General features: G+C 64.1%; 19 protein-coding genes and 2 pseudogenes. 16 read left to right on the forward strand and 5 right to left on the reverse strand.

Annotated elements, in window-relative coordinates; genetic code table 11:
• The first annotated feature begins 42 nt into the window (after positions 1-42).
• From AC5J09_RS06525 to AC5J09_RS06545, 5 genes are read left to right on the forward strand one after another with little or no spacing between them, the layout of a single operon-like run.
• On the forward strand, positions 43-870 hold the full coding sequence (locus tag AC5J09_RS06525) for an ABC transporter permease (RefSeq protein WP_018097071.1): 828 nt from the start codon (positions 43-45) through the stop codon (positions 868-870).
• Positions 867-1,646 carry an ABC transporter permease gene (locus AC5J09_RS06530; RefSeq protein ID WP_324763792.1) on the forward strand — a complete coding sequence of 260 codons (780 nt, stop codon included), beginning with the start codon at positions 867-869 and terminating at the stop codon, positions 1,644-1,646. Before AC5J09_RS06525 ends, AC5J09_RS06530 begins: the two co-directional genes overlap by 4 nt.
• Positions 1,639-2,667 carry an ABC transporter ATP-binding protein gene (locus tag AC5J09_RS06535; RefSeq protein ID WP_100670460.1) on the forward strand — a complete coding sequence of 343 codons (1,029 nt, stop codon included), beginning with the start codon at positions 1,639-1,641 and terminating at the stop codon, positions 2,665-2,667. The genes AC5J09_RS06530 and AC5J09_RS06535 overlap by 8 nt, the downstream gene beginning before the upstream one ends.
• A 6-nt stretch (positions 2,668-2,673) precedes the next feature.
• Positions 2,674-3,597, forward strand: a complete 924-nt coding sequence (locus AC5J09_RS06540) for a nucleoside hydrolase (protein WP_324763791.1) — start codon at positions 2,674-2,676, stop codon at positions 3,595-3,597.
• Positions 3,594-5,375, forward strand: a complete 1,782-nt coding sequence (locus AC5J09_RS06545; RefSeq protein WP_324763790.1) for an adenine deaminase — start codon at positions 3,594-3,596, stop codon at positions 5,373-5,375. The genes AC5J09_RS06540 and AC5J09_RS06545 overlap by 4 nt, the downstream gene beginning before the upstream one ends.
• Before the next feature lie 6 nt (positions 5,376-5,381).
• On the opposite strand, the gene AC5J09_RS06550 is transcribed toward AC5J09_RS06545, so the two are convergent.
• Positions 5,382-6,551 carry a M20 aminoacylase family protein gene (locus AC5J09_RS06550; RefSeq protein WP_324763789.1) on the reverse strand — a complete coding sequence of 390 codons (1,170 nt, stop codon included), beginning with the start codon at positions 6,549-6,551 and terminating at the stop codon, positions 5,382-5,384.
• A 151-nt stretch (positions 6,552-6,702) separates the two neighbouring features.
• Between AC5J09_RS06550 and AC5J09_RS06555 the strand changes: the two genes are divergently transcribed.
• The 4 genes from AC5J09_RS06555 to AC5J09_RS06570 all read left to right on the forward strand — a co-directional run bounded on the left by AC5J09_RS06555 (position 6,703) and on the right by AC5J09_RS06570 (position 9,793).
• Positions 6,703-7,413 carry a phosphoribosyltransferase gene (locus AC5J09_RS06555; RefSeq protein WP_494297199.1) on the forward strand — a complete coding sequence of 237 codons (711 nt, stop codon included), beginning with the start codon at positions 6,703-6,705 and terminating at the stop codon, positions 7,411-7,413.
• A 278-nt stretch (positions 7,414-7,691) separates the two neighbouring features.
• The gene (locus tag AC5J09_RS06560) at positions 7,692-8,984 is read left to right on the forward strand and encodes an NCS2 family permease (protein ID WP_014530473.1); all 1,293 of its coding nucleotides are present in this window, start codon (positions 7,692-7,694) and stop codon (positions 8,982-8,984) included.
• A gap of 169 nt (positions 8,985-9,153) precedes the next feature.
• A complete protein-coding gene (locus AC5J09_RS06565; protein WP_018097064.1) occupies positions 9,154-9,393 on the forward strand; it encodes a DUF4160 domain-containing protein in 240 nt (79 codons plus the stop codon).
• Positions 9,386-9,793 carry a DUF2442 domain-containing protein gene (locus tag AC5J09_RS06570; RefSeq protein ID WP_324763787.1) on the forward strand — a complete coding sequence of 136 codons (408 nt, stop codon included), beginning with the start codon at positions 9,386-9,388 and terminating at the stop codon, positions 9,791-9,793. The genes AC5J09_RS06565 and AC5J09_RS06570 overlap by 8 nt, the downstream gene beginning before the upstream one ends.
• 108 nt (positions 9,794-9,901) lie before the next feature.
• On the opposite strand, the gene alc is transcribed toward AC5J09_RS06570, so the two are convergent.
• Both alc and puuE read right to left on the reverse strand, forming a co-directional pair.
• The gene (alc, locus tag AC5J09_RS06575; protein ID WP_324763786.1) at positions 9,902-10,924 is read right to left on the reverse strand and encodes an allantoicase; all 1,023 of its coding nucleotides are present in this window, start codon (positions 10,922-10,924) and stop codon (positions 9,902-9,904) included.
• A gap of 9 nt (positions 10,925-10,933) precedes the next feature.
• Positions 10,934-12,349, reverse strand: a complete 1,416-nt coding sequence (gene puuE / locus AC5J09_RS06580) for an allantoinase PuuE (protein WP_324763785.1) — start codon at positions 12,347-12,349, stop codon at positions 10,934-10,936.
• 167 nt (positions 12,350-12,516) lie between these two features.
• Here puuE and uraH point away from each other — a divergent pair, with 167 nt between their 5' ends.
• Genes uraH through xdhC form a run of 4 tightly spaced genes read left to right on the forward strand, consistent with a single transcriptional unit; the run spans position 12,517 to position 17,615 of the window.
• Positions 12,517-12,888, forward strand: a complete 372-nt coding sequence (gene uraH / locus AC5J09_RS06585; RefSeq protein WP_324763784.1) for a hydroxyisourate hydrolase — start codon at positions 12,517-12,519, stop codon at positions 12,886-12,888.
• 5 nt (positions 12,889-12,893) lie between these two features.
• Complete coding sequence (gene xdhA / locus AC5J09_RS06590) at positions 12,894-14,375, forward strand: xanthine dehydrogenase small subunit (protein WP_324763783.1); 1,482 nt, start codon at positions 12,894-12,896, stop codon at positions 14,373-14,375.
• Positions 14,376-14,388: 13 nt separating this feature from the next.
• A complete protein-coding gene (gene xdhB / locus AC5J09_RS06595) occupies positions 14,389-16,722 on the forward strand; it encodes a xanthine dehydrogenase molybdopterin binding subunit (protein WP_324763782.1) in 2,334 nt (777 codons plus the stop codon).
• Between the two features lie 35 nt (positions 16,723-16,757).
• Positions 16,758-17,615, forward strand: coding sequence for a xanthine dehydrogenase accessory protein XdhC (gene xdhC, locus AC5J09_RS06600; protein ID WP_100670436.1), 858 nt, complete (start codon positions 16,758-16,760; stop codon positions 17,613-17,615).
• Here the strand turns inward: xdhC and AC5J09_RS06605 are convergent.
• A pseudogene (locus AC5J09_RS06605) lies at positions 17,605-17,691 on the reverse strand (winged helix-turn-helix transcriptional regulator); the annotation flags it as partial. The gene xdhC and the pseudogene AC5J09_RS06605 overlap by 11 nt on opposite strands.
• Positions 17,692-17,693: 2 nt before the next feature.
• On the opposite strand from AC5J09_RS06605, the pseudogene AC5J09_RS06610 reads away from it, so the two are divergent.
• Positions 17,694-17,800, forward strand: a pseudogene (locus AC5J09_RS06610) (zinc-binding dehydrogenase); the annotation flags it as partial.
• Between the two features lie 11 nt (positions 17,801-17,811).
• Here AC5J09_RS06610 and AC5J09_RS06615 read toward each other — a convergent pair.
• On the reverse strand, positions 17,812-18,759 hold the full coding sequence (locus AC5J09_RS06615) for a LysR family transcriptional regulator (RefSeq protein ID WP_100670432.1): 948 nt from the start codon (positions 18,757-18,759) through the stop codon (positions 17,812-17,814).
• A 149-nt stretch (positions 18,760-18,908) separates the two neighbouring features.
• On the opposite strand from AC5J09_RS06615, the gene AC5J09_RS06620 reads away from it, so the two are divergent.
• On the forward strand, positions 18,909-20,147 hold the full coding sequence (locus AC5J09_RS06620) for a urate hydroxylase PuuD (protein ID WP_127709827.1): 1,239 nt from the start codon (positions 18,909-18,911) through the stop codon (positions 20,145-20,147).
• Positions 20,144-21,487 carry a guanine deaminase gene (gene guaD / locus AC5J09_RS06625; RefSeq protein WP_324763781.1) on the forward strand — a complete coding sequence of 448 codons (1,344 nt, stop codon included), beginning with the start codon at positions 20,144-20,146 and terminating at the stop codon, positions 21,485-21,487. The genes AC5J09_RS06620 and guaD overlap by 4 nt, the downstream gene beginning before the upstream one ends.
• The last annotated feature ends 30 nt before the right edge of the window (positions 21,488-21,517 follow it).

Genomic DNA, 21,517 nt, shown 5'->3' on the forward strand with positions numbered 1-21,517 from the left:
GCCACGTATCCAACGGCGGCACTGCCGCGGAAAGGCGTAGAGATGTTCCACAACCGGGCCGAGGCGCTGGCGCTTGCCTTGCCGGCGGCCGTGTTCGCCGCCGTCGTCTTTCTGGCGCCGGTTGTCATCCTGCTAGCCGAAGGCTTCCGCAATGCGGAGGGCTGGTCGGTATCCGCCTATACCGGCTTCCTTTCCGATCCGCTCAACCGGACGGTGTTCCTGCGCACGCTTCGGCTCGGCGCGACGGTAACCGTGGTCGCGGCCGTCATCGGCTATGCCGCTGCCTTTGCCATCGTCAACCTGCCGCCGAAGGGCAAGGGCCGGATGATCGGTCTCGTCGTGCTGCCGCTGATGATTTCGCCGGTCGCGCGCACCTATGCCTGGATCGTCATTCTGGGGAGGACCGGGATCGTCAATCAGGCACTGACGAGCGTCGGCCTGACGGACGAACCGGTGCGCTTCCTGTTCACGGAGACGGCGGTCTTCGTCGGACTCCTGCAGCTCTTCCTGCCGCTGATGATCCTGGCTCTGATCAGCGCGCTCGAAAACATGCCGAAGGACGCGATCCCAGCCGCTCGGGTACTCGGCGCCAATTGGTTTCAGGTCTTCTGGAAGGTCATTTTGCCGCTCACCAAGGAAGGTCTGGTGATCGGCGGAACGCTCGTCTTCACCGGCTCCCTGACAGCCTATATCACGCCGGCGATCCTCGGGGGCTCCAAGGTCCTGATGCTGGAGACGCTCCTCTATCAGCGTGTGACCGTCGCCAATGATTTCGTCTCCGCAAGCGTCATCGCCTTCATCCTGATCGTCATGAGCTTCGCAGCCAACCTTCTCTTGAAGCGGCTCGCCACCGCGAGGAGCAAGCGATGAATTCCCGTCTTTTCCCGGTAACGGTGCTCTTACTCGTCACCGCGTTTCTGATCGGCCCCTTCTTCATCATCGTCGCGGCATCCCTGTCGGGGGGCGAAACGCTTGCGTTTCCGCCGCAGGGCCTGTCGCTGAAATGGGTCGCAAAGGTCTTCGAGGTCGAGAGCTTCCGCGAGAGCTTCACCATGTCGATGCTGCTTGCCATCGGTGGGACGGCTGCCGCGCTCACCCTCGGCATCCCGGCATCCTACGCGCTTTCGCGTTACCGGCTGCCCTTCGGCGAAACGGTGCGCACCGTCGTCTCCCTGCCGATCATCGTGCCCGGCATCATCGTCGGCCTCGCGCTGCTGCGCTACCTCGTCGTTCCCTTCGGCTTCAACATCACGCTCGCGCTCTTCCTGGCACACACGGCGCTCGTCTTGCCCTATGCGGTGCGGGTCGTTTCGGCGAGCCTCAACAATCTGCGCTCTGATATCGAGGAGGCCGCCGTGCTGCTCGGCTCGTCGCGTTCAGGCGCCTTTTTCCGTGTGGTCATGCCGAATATCCGCAGCGGCATTCTCGCCGCCTTCATCCTCGGCTTCGTCACCAGCTTCAATCAGGTGCCGGTTTCGCTGTTCCTTTCCGGCCCCGGCGTGCGCACTCTGCCGATCGACATGCTCTCCTACATGGAGATCACCTATGATCCATCGGTCGCGGCGCTTTCGGCGCTTCTCGCCTTCATGTCCATCGGCATCGTCTTCCTCGCCGAGCGTTTCCTAGGATTTTCCCGCTATGTCTGACCCCGCTTTCCTCAGCCTCGAAAAACTGACGCTCGCCTATGGCGACACCGTCGCGGTGAAGGATCTCGATCTGTCGATTCGAAAAGGCGAGCTTGTCGCCTTTCTCGGACCTTCGGGCTGCGGCAAGACCACGACGATGCGCTCCATCGCCGGCCTGCTGAAGCCGCAATCGGGCCGTATCAGCCTCGACGGCGCCGACATCACCCGCGTTGCCGCGAACAGGCGTTCCGTCGGTCTTGTCTTTCAGTCCTATGCGCTATTCCCGCATCTCACCGTCTTCGAGAATGTCGCCTTCGGTCTGCGGCTGAAGGGCCTCTCCGGCGCGGAGCTCGAATCCCGTGTCGGGACCGGCCTGAAATCCGTCGGGCTGACGAGCTTTGCCGACCGGAAACCGGCCGAGCTTTCCGGCGGTCAGCAGCAGCGCGTAGCACTTGCCCGCTCTATGGTGATGGAGCCGAAGGTACTTCTTCTCGACGAGCCCCTTTCCAACCTCGACGCGCGGCTGAGGCTCGAGATGCGCACGGAACTGCAGCGGGTCCAGAGGGAAACCGGCGTCACGATGATCTTCGTCACCCATGATCAGGGCGAGGCGCTGTCACTGGCCGACCGCATCGTGGTGATGCTGAACGGTGCGATCGAGCAGATCGGCACGCCGGAAGAGATCTATAACCGGCCGGCCTCCGCCTTCGTGGCCGATTTCGTCGGCTTCGAGAATATCTTTGCCATCGAGAACGGCAAATTGCGCGCCGGAAACGGTCCGATCGAGCTTCCCGGGCCTTTGCCGCATGGTGCGGCGGGGCTTGCCTGGCGCCCGCGCATGGTGACCCTGGGGTCAGGTCCTTTCACGGGCACAGTGCGCGGGGCCTCTTTTTCGGGCAGCACGCGCGAATACCTGCTCGATACGCCGCTCGGTGCACTGAAGGCCGAAGTGGATGCGGCCGTGCCCGCGCACGCCGCAGGCACCACGCTCGCCTTCGATCTGCCGGTCGAAAGGGCCGCGAGGCTGGAAAGGTTCAATTGATCCGCCATGGGCATCTGGATCGACACGGATATGGGCTTCGACGACATCGCCGCGATGCTCGTCGTCCTTCACGCCGGTGAGGCCGTCGACGGCGTCTCGCTGGTCTACGGTAATGTTCCGCTCGAGCAGGTGAAGCGCAACGCCGCGGCAGCAGCGCAGGCCTTCGGTTGGACCTTTCCGATCCATCAGGGACGGGCGCTACCCGTACTCGGGAAGCTCGAGACGGCGGAGCGCATCCTTGGCAGGACCGGCATTCCGACGGCGGGAATGAGCCTCCCCGATGCACCCGCCCTGCCGGATAGCGACGCGTTCCGTGCTCTCTGCCGCTGGCTGGAGGACGGCGGCGGTCCGCATCGCATCCTGGCGCTCGGGCCGCTAACCAATATCGCTGCCCTTGCTCTGGCACGTCCCGACCTCGCCGCGCGGATCGAAGAGCTCACCTGGATGGGTGGCGGTGTTTCCAGTGGCAATCATACGGCGTCGGCCGAGTTCAACGCCTTCGCCGATCCGGAAGCGCTTGCCATCGTGCTTGCCCACGGCGTGCCGTTCCGGATGGTCGATCTCGACCTCTGCCGGAAGGTCATCGCCTATCCGGACGATGTGGAAGCCATGCGCATCGCAGGTGGCGCGAAGGCCGCGCTGCTTGCCGACCTTCTCGCCGGCTACGTCGCGATCGGCACGAGCCGTGGAAGGGTGGGCATGGCGATCTACGATCCCTGCGCAGCCGTTGCGCTGGTCGATGGAAACGCTGTGTCGTTTCGCCCGGCGCGAATTGATGTCGAGCTTGCCGGTGCCTTGACGCGCGGCCGGACGGTGGTCGAGACCCGGGGGAGCCACGAGACATTCAACGCCCATTATGCGGTCGACGTGGATGCGGAGCGTGTCCGCGGGCACCTGCTGGGTTCGCTCGCCAAGGAAGCCGCCAGATGAAGGACCTGCAGCAACCCGCCGATCTCGATGACGCCGGCTTGAGGGCGCGCGCAGTTGCCGCCGCACGCGGAGATGCGCCCTTCGACGTGCTCGTGGCCGGCGGCACGGTCGTGGATGTCGTGACGGGCGAATGCCGGGCAGCGGATGTCGGGATCGTCGGCGCGCTCATCGCGAGCCTCCATGCACCCGGGTCGCGCAGCGACGCGGACACGGTCATCGATGCGGCGGGAGCCTACCTTTCGCCCGGCCTTATCGACACGCATATGCATGTCGAAAGCTCGATGGTGACGCCCGCGGTCTACGCCGCCGCCGTGGTGCCGCGCGGCGTGACCACAGTCGTCTGGGACCCGCACGAACTGGGAAATGTGAGCGGACTTGCCGGCGTGCGCTGGGCTGTCGACGCAATGGGCGGTCTGCCCTTGCGCGCCGTGGTGCTGGCGCCGTCCTGCGTGCCCTCCGCTCCCGGTCTGGAGGTCGCCGGCGCGGATTTCGACGCCGATGCCGTCGCGGAAATGCTGTCCTGGCCGGAGATCGGCGGGATTGCTGAGGTCATGAACATGCGCGGCGTCATCGACGGCGATCCGCGCATGACTGCGATCGTCGAGGCGGGGCTGAAGGCGGGCAAACAGGTCAACGGGCATGCGCGCGGCCTGGCGGGAGCCGGTCTGCAGGCCTTCGTGACGGCCGGCGTCAGCTCCGATCACGAACTCGTCTCCGGCGACGACCTGATAGCGAAGCTCCGCGCGGGACTGACCATCGAGCTGCGCGGCTCGCACGATCACCTTCTTCCCGAGTTCGTGACAGCGCTCGGTGCTTTCGGGCATCTGCCGCAGACGGTCACACTTTGTACCGACGACGTGTTCCCGGACGATCTTCACCGCGACGGCGGCCTCGACGACGTGGTCCGCCGCCTCGTGCGCTACGGGCTCAAGGCCGAGTGGGCGCTGCAGGCGGCAACCCTCAATGCCGCCCGGCGGCTCGGAAGGGCCGATCTCGGCCTGATCGCTCCCGGTCGCCGTGCCGACATCGTGCTCTTCGAGAACATTCGCGATTTCCGTGCGCGGCATGTGCTGGCGAACGGCAGGCTGGTGGCGAGCGGCGGTGGGATGCTTCAGGCGCCCGCCGCGGCCGATGTCTCGCCCTTGCGCAACACGATGAAGATCGAACCGCTGACAGTGGACGACTTTCGCATCGCTGCCACTGGCAGCACGGCCCGCGTCGTGACGATCGACCGGCCGCGCTTCACCCGATGGGGCGAGACGAGAGCCGAGGTTTCGGGCGGATATCTGGTGCCGCCGAAGGGTACGACGCTGATCGCTGTCGCCCATCGGCATGGCCGCGCCGACAGCCGTCCGCGGGTCGGTTTGCTTGAAGGCTGGGGCGAGTGGCGCGGCGCCTTTGCGACGACCGTTTCGCACGACAGCCACAATCTGACGGTCTTCGGCGGCAACCCCCGCGACATGATGGTTGCGGCCAATGCGGTGATTGAAGCCGGCGGCGGGATGGCGGTCGCTGCCGAAGGCAAGGTCGAGGCGCTGCTGCCTCTGCCGCTTTGCGGGCTTGTTTCGGATACGTCGCTGGCCGAAGTCGCAGCAGGGTTCGCGGCCATTCGCGAGGCTGCCGGTGGGATCGTGGAGTGGCAGCCTCCCTATCTCGTGTTCAAGGCCTGCTTCGGGGCGACGCTCGCCTGCAATGCCGGGCCGCACCAGACGGATCGCGGCATTGCCGACGTAGCGACCGGCAAGCTGCTGGAAAGCCCGGTCCTGGAGACGTTCTGACGCTCTTCAGGCCTCGAGCTCCTGTTCCACCAGCGCGGTCCAGAAGGCCGCGCCGGGACCGATCGCCGCGTCGTTGAAGTCGTAGGCGCTGTTATGGTGCAGCGCGCCGTCGACGGCGGGGCCATTGCCGAGCCAGACATAGCAGCCGGGCGCCTCCAGCGCAAAAAAGGCGAAGTCGTCCCCGGCGGTCGAGGGCGGGAAGCTGGTCAGCGCCTTCTCGCCGAAGACGGACCGGGCGGCCGAAAGTGCGCGTGCCGTCGCGTCCGGATCGTTGACGACCGGGGGAATACGCCGCTCGAAACGATAATCGGCCTCGATGCCGTACATCGCCGCGGTCCCCTGCGCCAACCGGCCGATCTCTTCTTGCAGCTGGTCGCGCACATGCGGCGTATAGGCACGCGCCGTGCCGCCGATCTCGACCGTATCCGGAATGACGTTCAGGGCTTTCGGATCGCCTGCTTGCAGCGCGCAGGCGCTGACGACCGCCGGCTGCAGCGGGTCGACCACCCGGCCGACCACAGTTTGCAGGGAAGCAAGAAACGTCCCTGCCGCCGTGATCGGATCGCGGCCGAGATGCGGCTTGGCGCCGTGCGTGCCGACGCCGCGGAAGGTGAGGCGCCAGCTGTCGGACGAGGCAAGCTGCGGCCCCGCCACGACGGCCATCTCGTCCACTGCAAGGCCCGGCATGTTGTGCAATCCATAGACCGCGTCGCAAGGGAAAAGGTCGAACAGCCCGTCCTCCACCATGCGCCTGGCGCCGCCGCGGCCTTCCTCGGCAGGCTGGAAGATGAAATGGACCGTTCCCGAGAAGTCACGCGTCGCCGCAAGGTGGCGCGCAGCGCCGAGCAGCATCGTCGTATGGCCGTCATGGCCGCAGGCATGCATCTTTCCCGTTATCTTGGATTTGTAGGGCCGATCGGCGAGTTCCGGCATGGCGAGCGCATCCATGTCGGCGCGCAGGCCGATCGCGCGCGTGCCGTTGCCGACCTGCAGCGTGCCCACGACGCCTGTCTTGCCGAGCCCCCGGTGGACCTTGAGGCCTGCTTCATCGAGGAGCTTCGCTACGAGGTCGCTCGTCCGCTCTTCCTCGAAACCGAGTTCGGGATAAGCGTGCAGGTCGCGGCGAAAGGTCGTGAGAAAGGTGAGATCGTCGACAATCCCGGGGGGCACGCGCATCGGCAGGCATTCCTTGAGCAGTCTGGAAAGGGCCTGAATTCCCCAGCTTTTGGCGCTCGGGTGTGCCCTTTCGGTTTGATCGAAGCGGCAATGGGTATAGACGAAAAACTCTGGGATCAGAACCTTTTACTCACCCGAACGGACGCTTGGCATGACGGAAACGAAGGCGATCGAGCCGCACGATTACTGGCAGGAGGTCTTTCCACCCGGTAGCTTTGTCGGGCACGACGGCTTCCGCGCCTCTTTTCCGGCCACTCTCGCGGACGGACGCCAGATCCTCCTGCCGATCCGGCCGCTTTCGGACGGCAAGCATGCGCTGGCCTCGCTGATCATCAATCAGGCGAGCTTCGAGGTGGAGGACACGCTCGCGGAGGAACTGGCCGCCCGACTGGCGCCCTTCCGACCGGAAATCGTCGCGGGTCTTCCGACACTCGGCCTGACGCTTGCCGCAGCCGTTGCCCGCAAGCTCGGCCACAAGCGCTATGTGCCGCTCGGAACCTCGCGAAAATTCTGGTACGTCGACGATCTATCCGTTCCCTTGTCGTCCATCACGACACCGGGCCAGAAGAAGCGACTCTACGTCGATCCCCGCATGCTGCCGCTTTTGAGGGGCCGGCGAGTCGCCCTGATCGACGATGTGATATCGAGCGGGGCCTCGATACTTGCCGGCCTGTCGCTGATGGGGGCCTGCGGCATCGAGCCGGTCGCGATCGCTGCCGCCATGTTGCAGTCGGACCGGTGGCGCAAGCCGCTCGCCGACCTCTCTCCGCAATGGCCGGAGCGGACCGTAGGCGTCTTCGCGACGCCGATGCTCGTCCGGGCCGAAGACGGCGCCTGGACCGCGTCCGATACCCGGATCTAACGTTGCCGATGCCCGCAGGAGCGCCCGGAATGCCCTCGAAAACTTGAAAGTCTTTCGCTCCCGGCGTCGAAATCGGTGGCTAGCGATCATGCGCGCGAAAACGCACAATCGGGTGCTTGCGATGGCGTCCCATCCGGCGAGGCCGCACGGCCTGGATCATACCCCCTGAATAAATATCGGGGCGCGATCAACTTGCAATGGCCGGGCTCTTGGAGGAGCAACACACCCGGTCTCTGTCGTTCGGCTGCGTCGAGATGACGTCTGCCAAGGGAGGAAAAATGTTTGAACGACTTTTCAAGCTTAAGGAGCACGGCACGACCGTCCGCACGGAAGTGATCGCCGGCGTTACCACGTTCCTTACGATGTCCTACATCATCTTCGTCAATCCTGACATCCTGTCGACCACGGGCATGGACCGCAACGCGATCTTCGTCGCGACCTGTCTTGCGGCCGCTCTCGGCTCCGCCGTCATGGCTCTCGTTGCCAATTGGCCGATCGGCATGGCGCCGGGCATGGGCCTCAACGCATTTTTCGCCTTCACGGTCGTCGCCGCGCTCGGCTTCACCTGGCAGCAGGCACTCGGCGCCGTCTTCATCTCCGGCATCATTTTCCTGCTCCTGACGGTCACGGGGGTCCGAAGCTGGCTGATTGCGGGCATACCGCATTCGCTGCGCAGCGCGATCGCGACCGGTATCGGCCTGTTCCTGGGCATCATTGCCCTGAAAAACGCCGGCATCGTCGTCGACAATCCGGCGACGCTGGTCGGCCTCGGCGATCTCAAGCAGACGGGACCGCTGCTCGCGATCCTCGGCTTCTTCGTCATCGCCGTTCTCGACGCGCTCAATGTCCGCGGATCCATCCTCATCGGCATCCTGGTGGTAACGGTCCTGTCGATGTTCCTCGGCGTATCGGAATTCCAGGGCATCGTCTCTGCGCCCCCGAGCATTGCGCCGACCTTCCTCCAGCTCGACATCATGGGCGCCCTGCATGGCGGTCTCGTCCACGTCATTCTCGTCTTCGTGCTCGTCGAGGTCTTCGACGCGACCGGCACGCTGATCGGTGTCGCCAAGCGCGCGAAATTGGTGGAAGAGGGCAAGCCCAGCCGTCTCGGGCGTGCATTGCTCGCCGACAGCTCGGCCATCGTCGCCGGCTCGCTGATGGGCACCAGCAGCACGACCGCCTATGTTGAAAGCGCCTCGGGCGTGCAGGCGGGCGGGCGCACCGGTCTAACGGCGTTGACGATCTCGGTGCTGTTCCTCGCCGCGCTCTTCATCTCGCCGCTTGCCGCCGCCGTTCCGTCCTATGCGACCGCGCCGGCACTGCTTTACGTTGCCGGCCTGATGATGCGCGAGCTCACCGAGATCGAATGGGACGACCTGACGGAGGCGGCACCCGCGGCGCTGACCGCCATCGCCATGCCCTTCACCTATTCGATCGCCAACGGTCTCGCCTTCGGCTTCGTAAGCTATGTCGTCCTGAAGGTCTGCACCGGCAAGTGGAACGTCATCCACCCGGCGACCCAGCTCGTCGCGGCACTGTTCATCGTCCGCTTCGCATTCTTCGCCGAGTGACGGAGCATGGTTGGGGGAGGGTCGCGACCGGCGCGGCCCTCCAAGCCGCCACGGTCGTTGACAAGCCGTCAAACCTCTCGCGTTCTTGCCGGACTTTAAGACATACTTCGCGGCGCTCGCGTGACAAAGTTGGACTTGAGTAACCCATCATGATAGGTTACGTGCGTATATGGTCACGATCTATCGCGCAAACGGCCTGAGCGTCGTCATCTTTACTGACGATCATGAACCGGCCCATGTACATGTCTTTGGCGATGGGCAGGTCAAGATCAACCTGATCGGACCGGATGGCGTTCCGGAATTGATTTGGGCTGATGGCATGAAGCGGAGCGATGTGCGCCGGGCCGTCCAGATCGTCAACGAACGGCAACAGCAATTCCTCGGCAGATGGAGGGCGATTCATGGCTGAATTGACGGACACCCAAATCGACGCAGCTTTGGAGAGCGGCCGGATGGCGCGAGAAACAGAGCCCCGTGCTGCATCTGCGCGCTATGACGATCGAAGCGGCCGGATCGTTGTGGAGTTGACCAATGGCTGCACGTTCGCTTTTCCGCCACGCCTGGCGCAGGGACTGGAAGATGGGAGCAGCGATCAGCTCGCCGCAGTCGAGATCCTTGGGCAAGGTTATGGCCTGCATTGGGAGGCCTTGGACGTCGATCTTTCGATTCCGGGCCTTTTGGCCGGCATATTCGGCACCAAGGCTTATATGGCGCGGCGGGCGGGGCAAGTGACATCGCCGGCGAAGGCAGCAGCCGCGCGTGCTAATGGTGCCAAGGGCGGGCGGCCGCGCAAAACGGCCCGCGGCTAGAGCGGGATGAGGAAAAGTGTGCGCGGTCTTCCGCCCACGTCCCGCTCTAACCTATTGAATCGATCACACTCACGACTCTAGGTCAACTCGACCTAATGTCATTCTGATCTAGGATATGCTCGCCTCGGCGACCCGGCCGTAAATGCGTAGGCGGCTGACGCCGCCATCCGGGTAGATGTTCAGGCGCACATGCGTGACCGGACCGGCATGTCCAAGCATATCTGCCCCATACTCATGGATGCTGTCGGCGGAAAGCTTCCGGTGCGGCAGAAGCTCTTCCCAGAACATCGCGGAGGAGGCGGCGAGCACGTCGCACCCGGCAGCCACGCCTGCGAGGTCAGCCGCCTGTAGCGAGCAACCGTCCGGGTAGTTGCCCTTGAAGTACGCCGTGTCGACGACGATGCGATCGACGTGCCCGCGTGCGGCAAGCTTGACGATGATCCAGTCGTAGCCCGGTTCGCGGCGTCGGCGCGTTTCCCAGCCATCGCCCATATTCGTACCCTGGCCGGGCGCAATGAGGCGCTCGTGGCCGTAATGGCCGTTGGAGAAGGCGACGATCCGGCCCCCGGAAAGGCAGGAGGCGAGATCGATCGTCTCGTTCGCCATAGCCTTGAGATCGAGGGCCGGAGTGCCGTAGACCCGCAGCCGGGCGATACCGCCATCCGGATGGATGCGCAACCGGACATGGCTGTAGACCGCGTCGGAGTGCACGGCGAAGAAGTGATGTGCATTCGGTCCGAGGGCGGCGACCGCCAGCAGTTGGATCCACTCGGTCGCCTCGTCCGGATCTTCCGCCGAATGACAGGCTTCTATCGAGCAGGCGCTCGGATAATTGCCGGTGAAGTGCGACGTGTCGACGTCGAAGCCGGCAATCCGCCCTTTCACGGCGAGCGCGATGACCGCGTAGTCGTGGCCGGCACCGCGGCGGCGGCGGGTTTCCCAGCCGTCCATCCATTTGCCGTTATCGTCGTAAACGCCGGGGTGGAACGCGGCCGGCTCGTCCTTGAGCATGCGCTCCACCGGGCCGAAGAATTCGTCCGTCGCAAAGAGCGCGCGGGCGCCGAGGCCCGCGGAAGCGAGGTTGATCGTCCCGCCCGCAAAGCCGGGGGGAACTTCAGCGGCGCGCGTCATGGCGCCGCCTCAGTCCGCCAAAGTGTCGCGCAGCCGCAACAGCGCGATCCGCTCCACCTGGCGGCACGCGGTGTTGAACTCGGTCTCCCGATCGTTGCCGATACGGTTCTCGAAGGCGGCAAGTATCTCGTCCTTGCTGCGCCCCTTGACGGCCATTATGAAGGGAAAGCCGAACTTCTCGACATAGGCATGGTTGAGGGCCGTGAAGCGCTCGCGCTCCTGATCCGTCAGCGCGTCGAGACCCGCCGAAGCCTGCTCCGAAGTCGAGCTTTGGGTCAGGCGCTTCGCCTGGGCGAGCTTGCCGGCAAGATCGGGGTGGGCGGTGAGGACGGCTAGCCGTTCCTCGTCGCTTGCCTCGCGAAAGACCGCGCAGAGCGCCGCGTGCAGTCCCGACGCGGTGTCGTTGGCGGGGCCGAGTTCGCTTGCGAAGGCGCGTCTGGCGATCCAGTCCGAGTGCTCGAACACCCCTCCGAAGCGACCAATGAAGTCATCTTTCGACAATCGCGACGGTCGGTTTTCATTCGGCTGGAACGGATAGGTTTCTGCCCAGTAGCGGGCAATGTCGATGCGGCGGGCGAGCCAGACCTTCTCGTGGCTCTTCACATAGTCAAGGAAGCGCGCCAGCGCGGCGGCGCGGCCGGGCCGGCCGACCAGCCGGCAGTGCAGGCCGATGCTCAACATCTTCGGCGCGCCGGCAGCGCCCTCGGCATAGAGAACGTCGAAACTGTCCTTCAGATAGCTGAAGAACTGGTCGCCGCTGTTGAAGCCCTGTGGCGTTGCGAAACGCATGTCGTTGGCGTCGAGGGTGTAGGGGATGACGAGCTGGTGCCGGCCGGCATGTTCGTGCCAGTAGGGCAGGTCGTCCGCATATGCGTCGGAGACGTAGTCGAAGCCGCCGGTCTCGGTCACGAGGTCGAGTGTGTTCACGGAACAGCGGCCGGTATACCAGCCGGTGGGCCGTTCGCCGGTTACGATCGTGTGAAGGCGGATCGCCTCGGCAATCTCGGCGCGCTCGCGCTCCGCGTCGAAATCCTTGTGCTCGATCCATTTGAGGCCGTGGGAAGCGATTTCCCAGCCGGCGTCCTGCATGGCGGCCACCTGTGCGGGCGATCGCTTGAGAGCCGTGGCGACGCCGTAGACGGTTGCCGGTATCTCCTTTTCGGTGAACAACCGGTGCAGCCGCCAGAAACCGGCGCGCGCGCCGTATTCGTAGATCGATTCCATGTTCCAGTGGCGCTGGTCTGGCCAGGCCTGAGCGCCGACGATTTCCGAGAGAAAGGCCTCCGACGCCGCGTCGCCATGAAGCACGCAGTTCTCTCCGCCCTCCTCGTAATTGATCACGAATTGCACGGCGATCCGGGCGCCGTCGGGCCAGGCGATGCGCGGGTTCGGACCATGGCCCAGGAGATCGCGGGGATATCTCATAGCAGCAGCTCCTCCAGAGATTGTCTCGTCGCCCAATTCGTAGCGAGAATTCCGCTCTCCCATTCCCCCCGAAAAATTTGAAAGTCTCGAAGGTTGAGCCCGCTACACAAGGGCGCCCGCCCCCCGGATACTCTATCCTCGATGCTGACTTTCGGAGGAGCGACAGAATGCAAGTTCAAGACGGAACGCCCGGGCGCCTGACGACCCACGTATTGGACACGGCGAGCGGAAAACCGGCAAGCAATCTGCGCATCGATCTCTACCGGATTGAAGGTGAACGGACGGAGCTTCTTTCCTCGACCCGCACCAACGATGACGGGCGCTGCGATGCGCCGCTTCTCAACGGCTCCACGATGGCAACCGGAACCTACGAGCTGCGCTTTCACGCCGGAGAATATCTCGGCCCTGCGGACGAGCGCGGCACGCACCCGTTTCTCGACGTGATCCCTATCCGCTTCGGGATCGCCGACCGGGCCGCGCATTATCACGTGCCGCTCCTGCTTTCGCCCTACGGCTATTCCACGTATCGCGGGAGCTGACGGCAATGACGACCGAAATCCGCAATACGATCCGCATCCTTTTGAACGACCGGCCCGTCGAGCTTGCCGATGTATCGCCGGTGCAGACGCTGCTGGACTTTCTGCGCATCGACCGGAGTCTGCGCGGGACGAAAGAAGGCTGCGCGGAAGGCGACTGCGGCGCCTGCACCGTGCTTGTCGGCCGGCTTCTCGACGGCAAGCTCAAATACGAATCCGTCAACGCCTGCATCCGCTTCGTCGCATCGCTTGACGGCTGCCATGTGGTGACGGTCGAAGCGCTTGCGCAGCCGAACGGGCCGCTGCACCCCGTGCAGCAGGCGATGGTCGACACGCACGCCTCGCAATGCGGTTTCTGTACACCCGGTTTCGTGATGTCGCTCTACGGCCTCTGGATGACGAATGCGAAGCCGAGCGTTCAGGAAATCGAGAAGGCGCTGCAGGGCAACCTCTGTCGCTGCACCGGTTATGCGGCGATCATTCGGGCGGCGGAAGCGATTGCATCGGTCGGCGAGCTCGGCAAGGATCCGCTGATCGTGGAACGTGAGGAGATCACGCGGCAACTGGAGGCGCTTCGGGACGGGCGGCGCGTCGAGATCGGAGGCGAAGACGAGCGCGTCGTGCTTCCGGCCTCGCTGGACGATTTCGCTGTGGTTCTTGAGACGAACCCCAAGGCGACGATCGTCGCCGGTTCGACCGATGTCGGGCTCTGGGTCACCAAATTCATGCGCGACATCGCGCCGGTCGTCCATCTCTCGCATCTTGAAGAACTGCGGCGGATCTCCGTCGACGCGAACGGGATCAGCCTTGCCGCCGGCGTAAGCTACACGGAGGCCTATCCGGTCATCGTCCGGCACTTCCCGCAACTTCGCGAGCTCTGGGATCGTATCGGCGGCGAGCAGGTGCGCAATATGGGCACGGTCGGAGGCAATATCGCCAACGGTTCGCCGATCGGCGACACGCCGCCGGCGCTGATCGCACTTGGCGCTTCGGTGATCCTGCGCAAGGGAACACGCCGCCGCACGCTGCCCCTCGAAGCCTTCTTCATCGAATACGGCAAGCAGGATCGCGAACCCGGCGAATTCGTAGAGACTGTCCGGATCCCCTTCCTGGACGAGACCGACCGCTTCGCCGTCTACAAGATCACGAAACGCTTCGATGAAGATATCTCCGCAGTCTGTGGCGCGTTTCGCGTGAAGCTCGACGGTGACGGCAAGGTTGCCGACGTGGCTATCGCCTTTGGCGGCATGGCGGGCACGCCGAAGCGCGCGTCGAACGTGGAGGCCGCACTCAAGGGCGCGCAATGGAACGACGCTGCCATCGAGGCTGGCTTAGCGGCCTTCGAGCGGGATTACACGCCGCTCACCGACTGGCGCGCCTCTTCCGAATATCGGATGCTCGTTGCGAGGAATCTTCTGCGGCGCTTCCATCTGGAAACGCAGGAAACGCGCAATATCCGGATCGACCGCACGGTCGCGGTGGCTATGTAGAGAGGGTGGACCCATGAATGTGATGCAGCCCGTCGATCGCGTCCGCGGCGCCGTCCACGACAAGGAACGCCACGAATCCGGTCACAAGCACGTTTCCGGAACCGCAGAATACATTGATGACATTCCCGAGCCCGCGGGCACTCTTCATGGCTATCTGGGGCTCTCGCAGCGCGCGCATGCCGAAATCCTGTCGGTGGATTTCGAGGCCGTGCGTAACAGTCCTGGTGTCGTGGGAGTGCTCACGGCGGAGGACATACCCGGCGAGAACGATATCAGTCCGGCGCACAAGCACGACGATCCGGTCTTCGCGACCGGCAAGGTCGAGTTCCACGGCCAGCCCATCTTCGCGGTCATTGCAACCTCGCGCGAGGCCGCCCGGCGCGCGGCCGCCAAGGTAAAGATCGATTATCGCGATCTGCCGCATGTGACCGATGTTCTCGAAGCCGCGGCTGCGAACTATCCGCTGGTGATCGATCCCCTGAAGCTCGAGCGCGGCGACATCGATGCCGGCTTTGCCAAGGCGAAAAACACCGTTTCGGGCGAAATGCGCATCGGTGGCCAGGATCACTTCTATCTCGAAGGCCAGATCTCCTTTGCGATCCCCGGCGAGGATGACGAAGTGACCGTCTTTTCCTCGACCCAGCATCCGAGCGAGACGCAACTCATGGTCGCCCATGTGCTGGGCGTGCCGTCGAATGCGGTGACCGTGAACGTCCGGCGGATGGGCGGCGGCTTCGGCGGCAAGGAGACGCAGGCAAATCTTTTCGCTGCGGTTGCGGCAGTGGCTGCGAGGAAATACCGCCGCGCGGTCAAGGTGCGCCCCGACCGCGACGACGACATGACGGCGACCGGCAAGCGCCACGACTTTCACGTCGATTACAAGGTCGGCTTCGACGACGAGGGCCGCATCGAGGCGGTGGACGCAGTCTTCGCCGCCCGCTGCGGCTTCTCGGCCGACCTTTCCGGACCGGTGACCGATCGCGCGCTCTTCCACGCCGACAATTGCTATTTCTACCCGAACGTCCGGCTGCGCTCGCGGCCGCTGAAGACCAACACGGTCTCGAACACCGCGTTCCGGGGTTTCGGTGGACCGCAGGGCATGGTCGGCGGCGAGCGGATAATCGAAGACGTCGCCTACGCGCTCGGCAAGGACCCGCTCGAAATCCGCAAGCTCAATTTCTATGGCGGCGAGGGGCGTAACCTGACGCCGTACCACCAGACGGTGGAGGACAACATCATCGGCCGGATCATCGAGGAGCTCGAGGCTTCGTCCGACTATGCGGCCCGGCGGCAGGCGGCCGTCGCATTCAACCGCGAGAGCTCCGTCATCAAGCGCGGCATCGCGCTGACGCCGGTGAAGTTCGGAATCTCCTTCACCAAGACGGAATACAATCAGGCCGGCGCCCTGGTCCATGTCTATACGGATGGCTCAATCCAGCTGAACCACGGCGGCACGGAGATGGGGCAGGGGCTCTACACCAAGGTGGCGCAGGTCGTAGCGGACGAGTTCCAGGTCGACCTCGACCATATAAAGGTGACCGCGACCTCGACCGGCAAGGTGCCGAACACCTCGGCGACGGCCGCTTCGTCCGGCTCGGACCTCAACGGCATGGCAGCCGCCAATGCCTGTCAGCAGATCAAGGAGCGGCTCGTGCGCTTCGCGGCCGAGCACTACGGCGTGAGCGAAGCTGATATCGCCTTCGAGCCCAACACGGTCCGGATCGGCGCCGGACGCATCGCCTTTACCGATCTTATCAAGGCGGCTTATGCCGCGCGCGTGCAGCTTTCGGCGGCCGGTTTTTACAAGACCCCGAAGATCCACTGGAGTCGCGCCGAAGGGCGGGGGCGTCCATTCTATTACTTCGCCTACGGAGCCTCCTGCTCCGAGGTCAGCGTCGACACGCTGACCGGTGAGTACCAGGTCGAGCGGACCGATATCATCCACGATGTCGGCAAGTCTCTGAACCCGGCGCTCGACCTCGGCCAGGTCGAAGGCGCCTTCGTGCAGGGCATGGGCTGGCTGACGACGGAGGAACTCTGGTGGGATGCCAAGGGCCGGTTGCGGACGCATGCGCCCTCCACCTACAAGATCCCACTTGCGTCCGATCGCCCGCGCGTGTTCAACGTGCGCTTGGCCGAATGGTCCGTCAACCGGGAGGAGACGATCCGGCGCTCGAAGGCGGTCGGGGAACCTCCTTTCATGCTGGGGATTTCGGTTCTGGAGGCGATATCCATGGCAGCGGCGAGCGTCGCGGATTATCGTATTCCGCCGCGCATCGATGCCCCGGCAACGCCGGAGCGCGTGCTGATGGCGGTCGAGCGCCTGCGCGCCCACCGGGACGGGTAGGGACGATCGCGCGGCGAAGATAATGGATGACTGAGATGGCGCGCCGAGAAGACATCCGGGATTTCCTGAGTCGTGAAAGGGCCTGCGTGCTTGTCGAGGTGGCGAGCGCGGCAGGCTCGACGCCGCGCGATACCGATGCCTGGATGCTCGTTTCAAAAGACCGCACCTTCGCCACGATCGGCGGCGGACAGCTGGAATTCATGGCGATCGACCACGCGCGGAAACTCGTTCAGGGGGCGAAGGCGGATCTTCGACTGGCGATCCCCCTCGGCCCGGAGATCGGCCAATGCTGCGGCGGCCACGTCGCGCTTTCCTTCAAAAAGGTCGATGCGGACACGCGTGCGACACTCATCGAGCGCAGCGACGATGAGATCGCGCATCGGCCGCATGTCTATATCTTCGGCGCCGGGCACGTCGGCAACGCGCTCGCCATGGCGCTGTCGCACGTGCCGCTCAGGACCGTTCTCGTCGACACCCGCGAACATGAGCTCTCGGCCGCCGACGTGCCGGGTATCGAGACCTGCCTGACCGCAATGCCCGAAGCGGTCGTGCGCGACGCGCCGCCGGGCAGCGCCTTCGTCGTCCTCACCCACGATCACGCACTCGACTTCCTGATCGCGACCGAGGCGCTCGGGCGCGAAGACGCCAGTTACGTCGGCATGATCGGTTCGAAGACGAAGCGCGCGACTTTCAAGAACTGGCTGTCGCGAGAGGTCAATCGTCCTGAGCTTTTCGAGAGGCTGGTTTGCCCGATCGGTGGTACGGTGGTGAAGGACAAGCGGCCGCCGGTGATCGCAGCCCTTGCCGCGGCCGAGATAATGACCGCGGCGCTGAACCGCCATCTGCAGCCTCGCGCGCTCACCCCGAAGAGCCAGAGATCGATCAAGGCATAGGCCGGTTGTCGCCCTTTCGCGGGCGGATCACGCAGTCTGTCACGCGATCGGCCTCGTTCAGCTCGGCGGCGTGCGCCGACCGCGATCGACAGCCGCTTTTCGCTGGATCGGGCAGCGGACGCACACCGCGCGATCGAGAGATCGAGAGCCGCCGAACGATCGGTAAGGTCGTGCTTGTGCCTTGAGGGCGCTGCGCTCAAGCGCTTGAACGCTCCTGCACCTCATGAGGCTCGGCAAGCATCTTGCCGATCAGCCGCTGACAGCGCTCGGCCATGAAGTCGATCATCAGCCGGACCTTCGGATCCTGGAAGCGCTTGTGCGGGTAGATCGCCGCAAGCTGGGCGCCGAGCGGCGGCGTCTCCTCGAGCACCGGGACGAGCAAGCCCTCGTCGATATGCTGTTTCACCTCGAAGAGCGGCTTGTTGACGATGCCGCGTCCGTCAAGCGCCCACTGGGTGAGCACGTCGCCATCATCCGAATCATAGGGACCGCCGACCTCGAACTTGCGAACGCCGTCCGGTGTCTGCAAGGTCCAGTAATACTCCTTCGACCCGGGATAGCGCAGCAGAAGACAGTCGTGGCTGTGGCTGAGGAGGTCGTCCGGCGACGAAGGGATGCCGCGCCTTTCGAAATAGCGCGGCGACCCGCAGAGCACGCGGTCGCAGTTCATGATGCCGCGCATGCGCAGGTTCGAATCCTCGAGTATGCCGAGCTTGAAGGCGATGTCGACGCCCTCGGCAAGGATGTCGACATTATGATCGGAGAGGCGCAACCGCACCTCGATATCCGGGTAGCGGTCGTGAAACTCCGGTATGCCGGGCGCGATCAGCCGCCGGCCGATGCCGAGCGGGGCGGTGATCTTCAGCGCTCCCTTCGGATTTCTTGAAAGATCGGCAATGGCGCTCTCCGCCTCGTTCACCGCTTCGAGGATCTTTACCGCGCCTTCGTAGAAGACTCGTCCGTGCTCGGTCGGCGTCAGTTTTCTGGTGGTGCGGTTGAACAGGCGCACGCCCATATGCCGCTCCAACTCCTTGATTCTGTTGCTGGCAACCGCCGGCGTGACGCGCTGATCGCGGCCCGCTGCCGACAGCGTTCCAAGTTCCACGACGCGCACGAACACACGCACATTATCGAGATAGGACATGCTTCCGCCTCTGCTCTTCCGGCGCGAACGTAGCGCTCCGGCCCCTCTTCGATTTTATAGTTTTTTTTGAAAGAGTTGGTGCGATGGCGCCGTTCCCGCCTCCCCAAGCAATGACACATAATGAGCGCGAGAGAAATGGGGAGAACTCAATGTACGAGTATGCCATCGCCTGGGATTGGCTGACATTTGCGGTGAGATGGCTGCATGTCATCACCGGCATAGCCTGGATCGGCTCATCCTTCTACTTCGTCGCGCTCGACCTGGGGCTGAAGCAGCGTCCGGGCATGCCGGTCGGCGCCTACGGCGAAGAGTGGCAGGTGCATGGCGGCGGCTTCTATCACATCCAGAAGTATCTGGTTGCGCCGGAAAACATGCCGGAGCACCTGATCTGGTTCAAGTGGGAGTCCTACGTCACCTGGCTCTCCGGTTTCGGCATGCTTGCGCTCGTCTATTATGCCGGCGCGGACCTCTACCTCATCGATCCGAACGTGCTCGACGTCTCGAAGCCGATGGCCATCGCCATCTCGCTGGCCTCGCTCGGCTTCGGCTGGCTTGCCTATGACACGATCTGCCGTTCGCCGTTCGGCAACGACAATACGCGGCTGATGGTGCTGCTCTATTTCATTCTCGTCGCCGTCGCTTGGGGTTACACCCAGCTCTTCACGGGCCGGGCTGCCTATCTCCATCTCGGCGCCTTCACGGCGACCATCATGTCGGCCAACGTGTTCTTCATCATCATCCCGAACCAGAAGAAGGTCGTTGCCGATCTGATCGCGGGCCGGACGCCCGATCCTGCGCTCGGAAAGCAGGCGAAGCAGCGTTCGACGCACAACAACTATCTGACGCTGCCCGTGCTGTTCCTGATGCTTTCGAACCATTATCCGCTCGCCTTCGGCACGCAGTATAACTGGATCATCGCCTCGCTGGTCTTCCTCATGGGGGTCACGATCCGTCACTGGTTCAACACCCGCCACGCCAACAAGGGCAGCCCGACCTGGACATGGCTCGCGACGGTGCTTCTGTTCATCGCCATCATGTGGCTCTCCACCGTGCCCAAGGTTCTCTCCGAAGGCGGAGAGGCCCGGGCTTCGACGGCCGTCGAGGCCGTCGTCGCGTCGCCGGACTTTTCCAAAGTGCGCGACACCGTGCTTGGCCGCTGTTCCATGTGCCATGCGCGCGAGCCCGGATGGGAAGGCATAATCGTGCCGCCTAAGGGCGTGGTTCTCGAAGCCGACGGCGACATCGTCGCGCATGCCCGCGAAATCTACCTGCAGGCGGGGCGCTCGCATGCCATGCCGCCTGCCAACGTCACCGGCATCACCGAGGAGGAACGCCAGCTTATCGCCTCCTGGTACGAGACGACCGTAAAGGAAGGAAAGGTCCAATGAACGATCTCTTGATCCGCGGCCGCGTGCTGACTTTCGTCAAGGAACCCGAGAGCATCGACGATGCCGGCTCCTACCGGTACTTCGAGGACGGCGCCGTTTTCGTGAGGAACGGCAAGATCGAGGGCGTCGGCCCTTACGGCGACATAGCGAGGCAGGCGGGGCCCGGCGCAGAGGTCGCCGATCATCGGCCGCACCTCGTACTGCCCGGCTTCATCGATACGCACCTGCATTTCCCGCAGACACAGGCTATCGCCTCCTACGGTGCGCAGCTCCTCGAATGGCTGAACACCTATATCTTCGTCGAGGAGCAGAAGTTCAAGTCGCCCAAGCACGCCGCCTTCATCGCGGGCCGCTTCATGGACGAACTCCTCTCCAACGGCACGACCACCGCAGTCGCCTATTGTTCGGTGCATCCGGAAAGCGTCGACGCCTTCTTCACTGCGGCCGAAGAGCGAAACATGCTGATGATCGGCGGCAAGGTGATGATGGACCGCAACGCGCCGGACGCGCTGCAAGACACGCCGGAAAAGGGCTATGACGAGACGAAGGCGCTCATCGCCAGGTGGCACGGCCGCGGCCGCGCGCATTATGCGATCAGCCCGCGATTCGCGATCACTTCGACGCCGGAGCAGATGGAGGTGAGCCGCGTGCTCGCTGCCGAGCATCCGGATTGCTACGTTCAGACCCACCTGTCCGAAAACCGGGACGAGATCGCTTTCGCCACCTCGCTCTATCCGGAAGCGAAGGACTATACCGACATTTATGCGCGCTACGAGCTGCTCGGCCGCAAGACTCTGCTCGGCCATTGCATCCATCTGAGCGACCGCGAGATATCCGTCCTCGCAGACACCGGGGCGGTCGGCGTCTTCTGTCCGACCTCGAACCTGTTCCTCGGCAGCGGGCTCTTCGATCGCGATCGTTTCGACAGGCTCGGCGCACGCCATGCGGTTGCGACCGATGTCGGCGGCGGTACGAGTTTCTCGATGCTGGAAACGATGGACGAAGCCTATAAGGTGCTGCACCTGCAGGGCCAGCGGCTCTCGCCGCTCAATTCCTTCTACATGTTGACGCTCGGCAATGCGCGCGCGCTCGATCTCGAACATCGGATCGGCTCGCTGCATGCTGGCGCGGATGCGGACATCGTCGTTCTCGACAGCCGCGCCAAGCCGGCCATGGAGCTCAGGATGCAGGTTGCCTCGACGCTTGCCGAAGAGCTCTTCATTTTGCAGACCATGGGCGACGACCGCTCGGTGGCCGAGGTATATGTGGCGGGCGAGCCGATGAAGAGCGGCCGGCGGGAGACGAAGGCCGAGGCCGTGAGGGCACTGGCGACGGCATAGCTGAAAGTACGATCAAAGGAAGCGTGCAGC

It is taken from the genome of Sinorhizobium sp. (assembly GCF_059070375.1).

Bases quoted from the DNA above. Each gene is read 5' to 3' on its own strand.
- AC5J09_RS06525 (WP_018097071.1), top strand. From the start codon at position 43: ATGTTCCACAACCGGGCCGAGGCGCTGGCGCTTGCCTTGCCGGCGGCC.
- AC5J09_RS06530 (WP_324763792.1), top strand. From the start codon at position 867: ATGAATTCCCGTCTTTTCCCGGTAACGGTGCTCTTACTCGTCACCGCG.
- AC5J09_RS06535 (WP_100670460.1), top strand. From the start codon at position 1,639: ATGTCTGACCCCGCTTTCCTCAGCCTCGAAAAACTGACGCTCGCCTAT.
- AC5J09_RS06540 (WP_324763791.1), top strand. From the start codon at position 2,674: ATGGGCATCTGGATCGACACGGATATGGGCTTCGACGACATCGCCGCG.
- AC5J09_RS06545 (WP_324763790.1), top strand. From the start codon at position 3,594: ATGAAGGACCTGCAGCAACCCGCCGATCTCGATGACGCCGGCTTGAGG.
- AC5J09_RS06550 (WP_324763789.1), bottom strand. From the start codon at position 6,551: ATGCGCGTGCCCCCCGGGATTGTCGACGATCTCACCTTTCTCACGACC.
- AC5J09_RS06555 (WP_494297199.1), top strand. From the start codon at position 6,703: ATGACGGAAACGAAGGCGATCGAGCCGCACGATTACTGGCAGGAGGTC.
- AC5J09_RS06560 (WP_014530473.1), top strand. From the start codon at position 7,692: ATGTTTGAACGACTTTTCAAGCTTAAGGAGCACGGCACGACCGTCCGC.
- AC5J09_RS06565 (WP_018097064.1), top strand. From the start codon at position 9,154: ATGGTCACGATCTATCGCGCAAACGGCCTGAGCGTCGTCATCTTTACT.
- AC5J09_RS06570 (WP_324763787.1), top strand. From the start codon at position 9,386: ATGGCTGAATTGACGGACACCCAAATCGACGCAGCTTTGGAGAGCGGC.
- alc (WP_324763786.1), bottom strand. From the start codon at position 10,924: ATGACGCGCGCCGCTGAAGTTCCCCCCGGCTTTGCGGGCGGGACGATC.
- puuE (WP_324763785.1), bottom strand. From the start codon at position 12,349: ATGAGATATCCCCGCGATCTCCTGGGCCATGGTCCGAACCCGCGCATC.
- uraH (WP_324763784.1), top strand. From the start codon at position 12,517: ATGCAAGTTCAAGACGGAACGCCCGGGCGCCTGACGACCCACGTATTG.
- xdhA (WP_324763783.1), top strand. From the start codon at position 12,894: ATGACGACCGAAATCCGCAATACGATCCGCATCCTTTTGAACGACCGG.
- xdhB (WP_324763782.1), top strand. From the start codon at position 14,389: ATGAATGTGATGCAGCCCGTCGATCGCGTCCGCGGCGCCGTCCACGAC.
- xdhC (WP_100670436.1), top strand. From the start codon at position 16,758: ATGGCGCGCCGAGAAGACATCCGGGATTTCCTGAGTCGTGAAAGGGCC.
- AC5J09_RS06615 (WP_100670432.1), bottom strand. From the start codon at position 18,759: ATGTCCTATCTCGATAATGTGCGTGTGTTCGTGCGCGTCGTGGAACTT.
- AC5J09_RS06620 (WP_127709827.1), top strand. From the start codon at position 18,909: ATGTACGAGTATGCCATCGCCTGGGATTGGCTGACATTTGCGGTGAGA.
- guaD (WP_324763781.1), top strand. From the start codon at position 20,144: ATGAACGATCTCTTGATCCGCGGCCGCGTGCTGACTTTCGTCAAGGAA.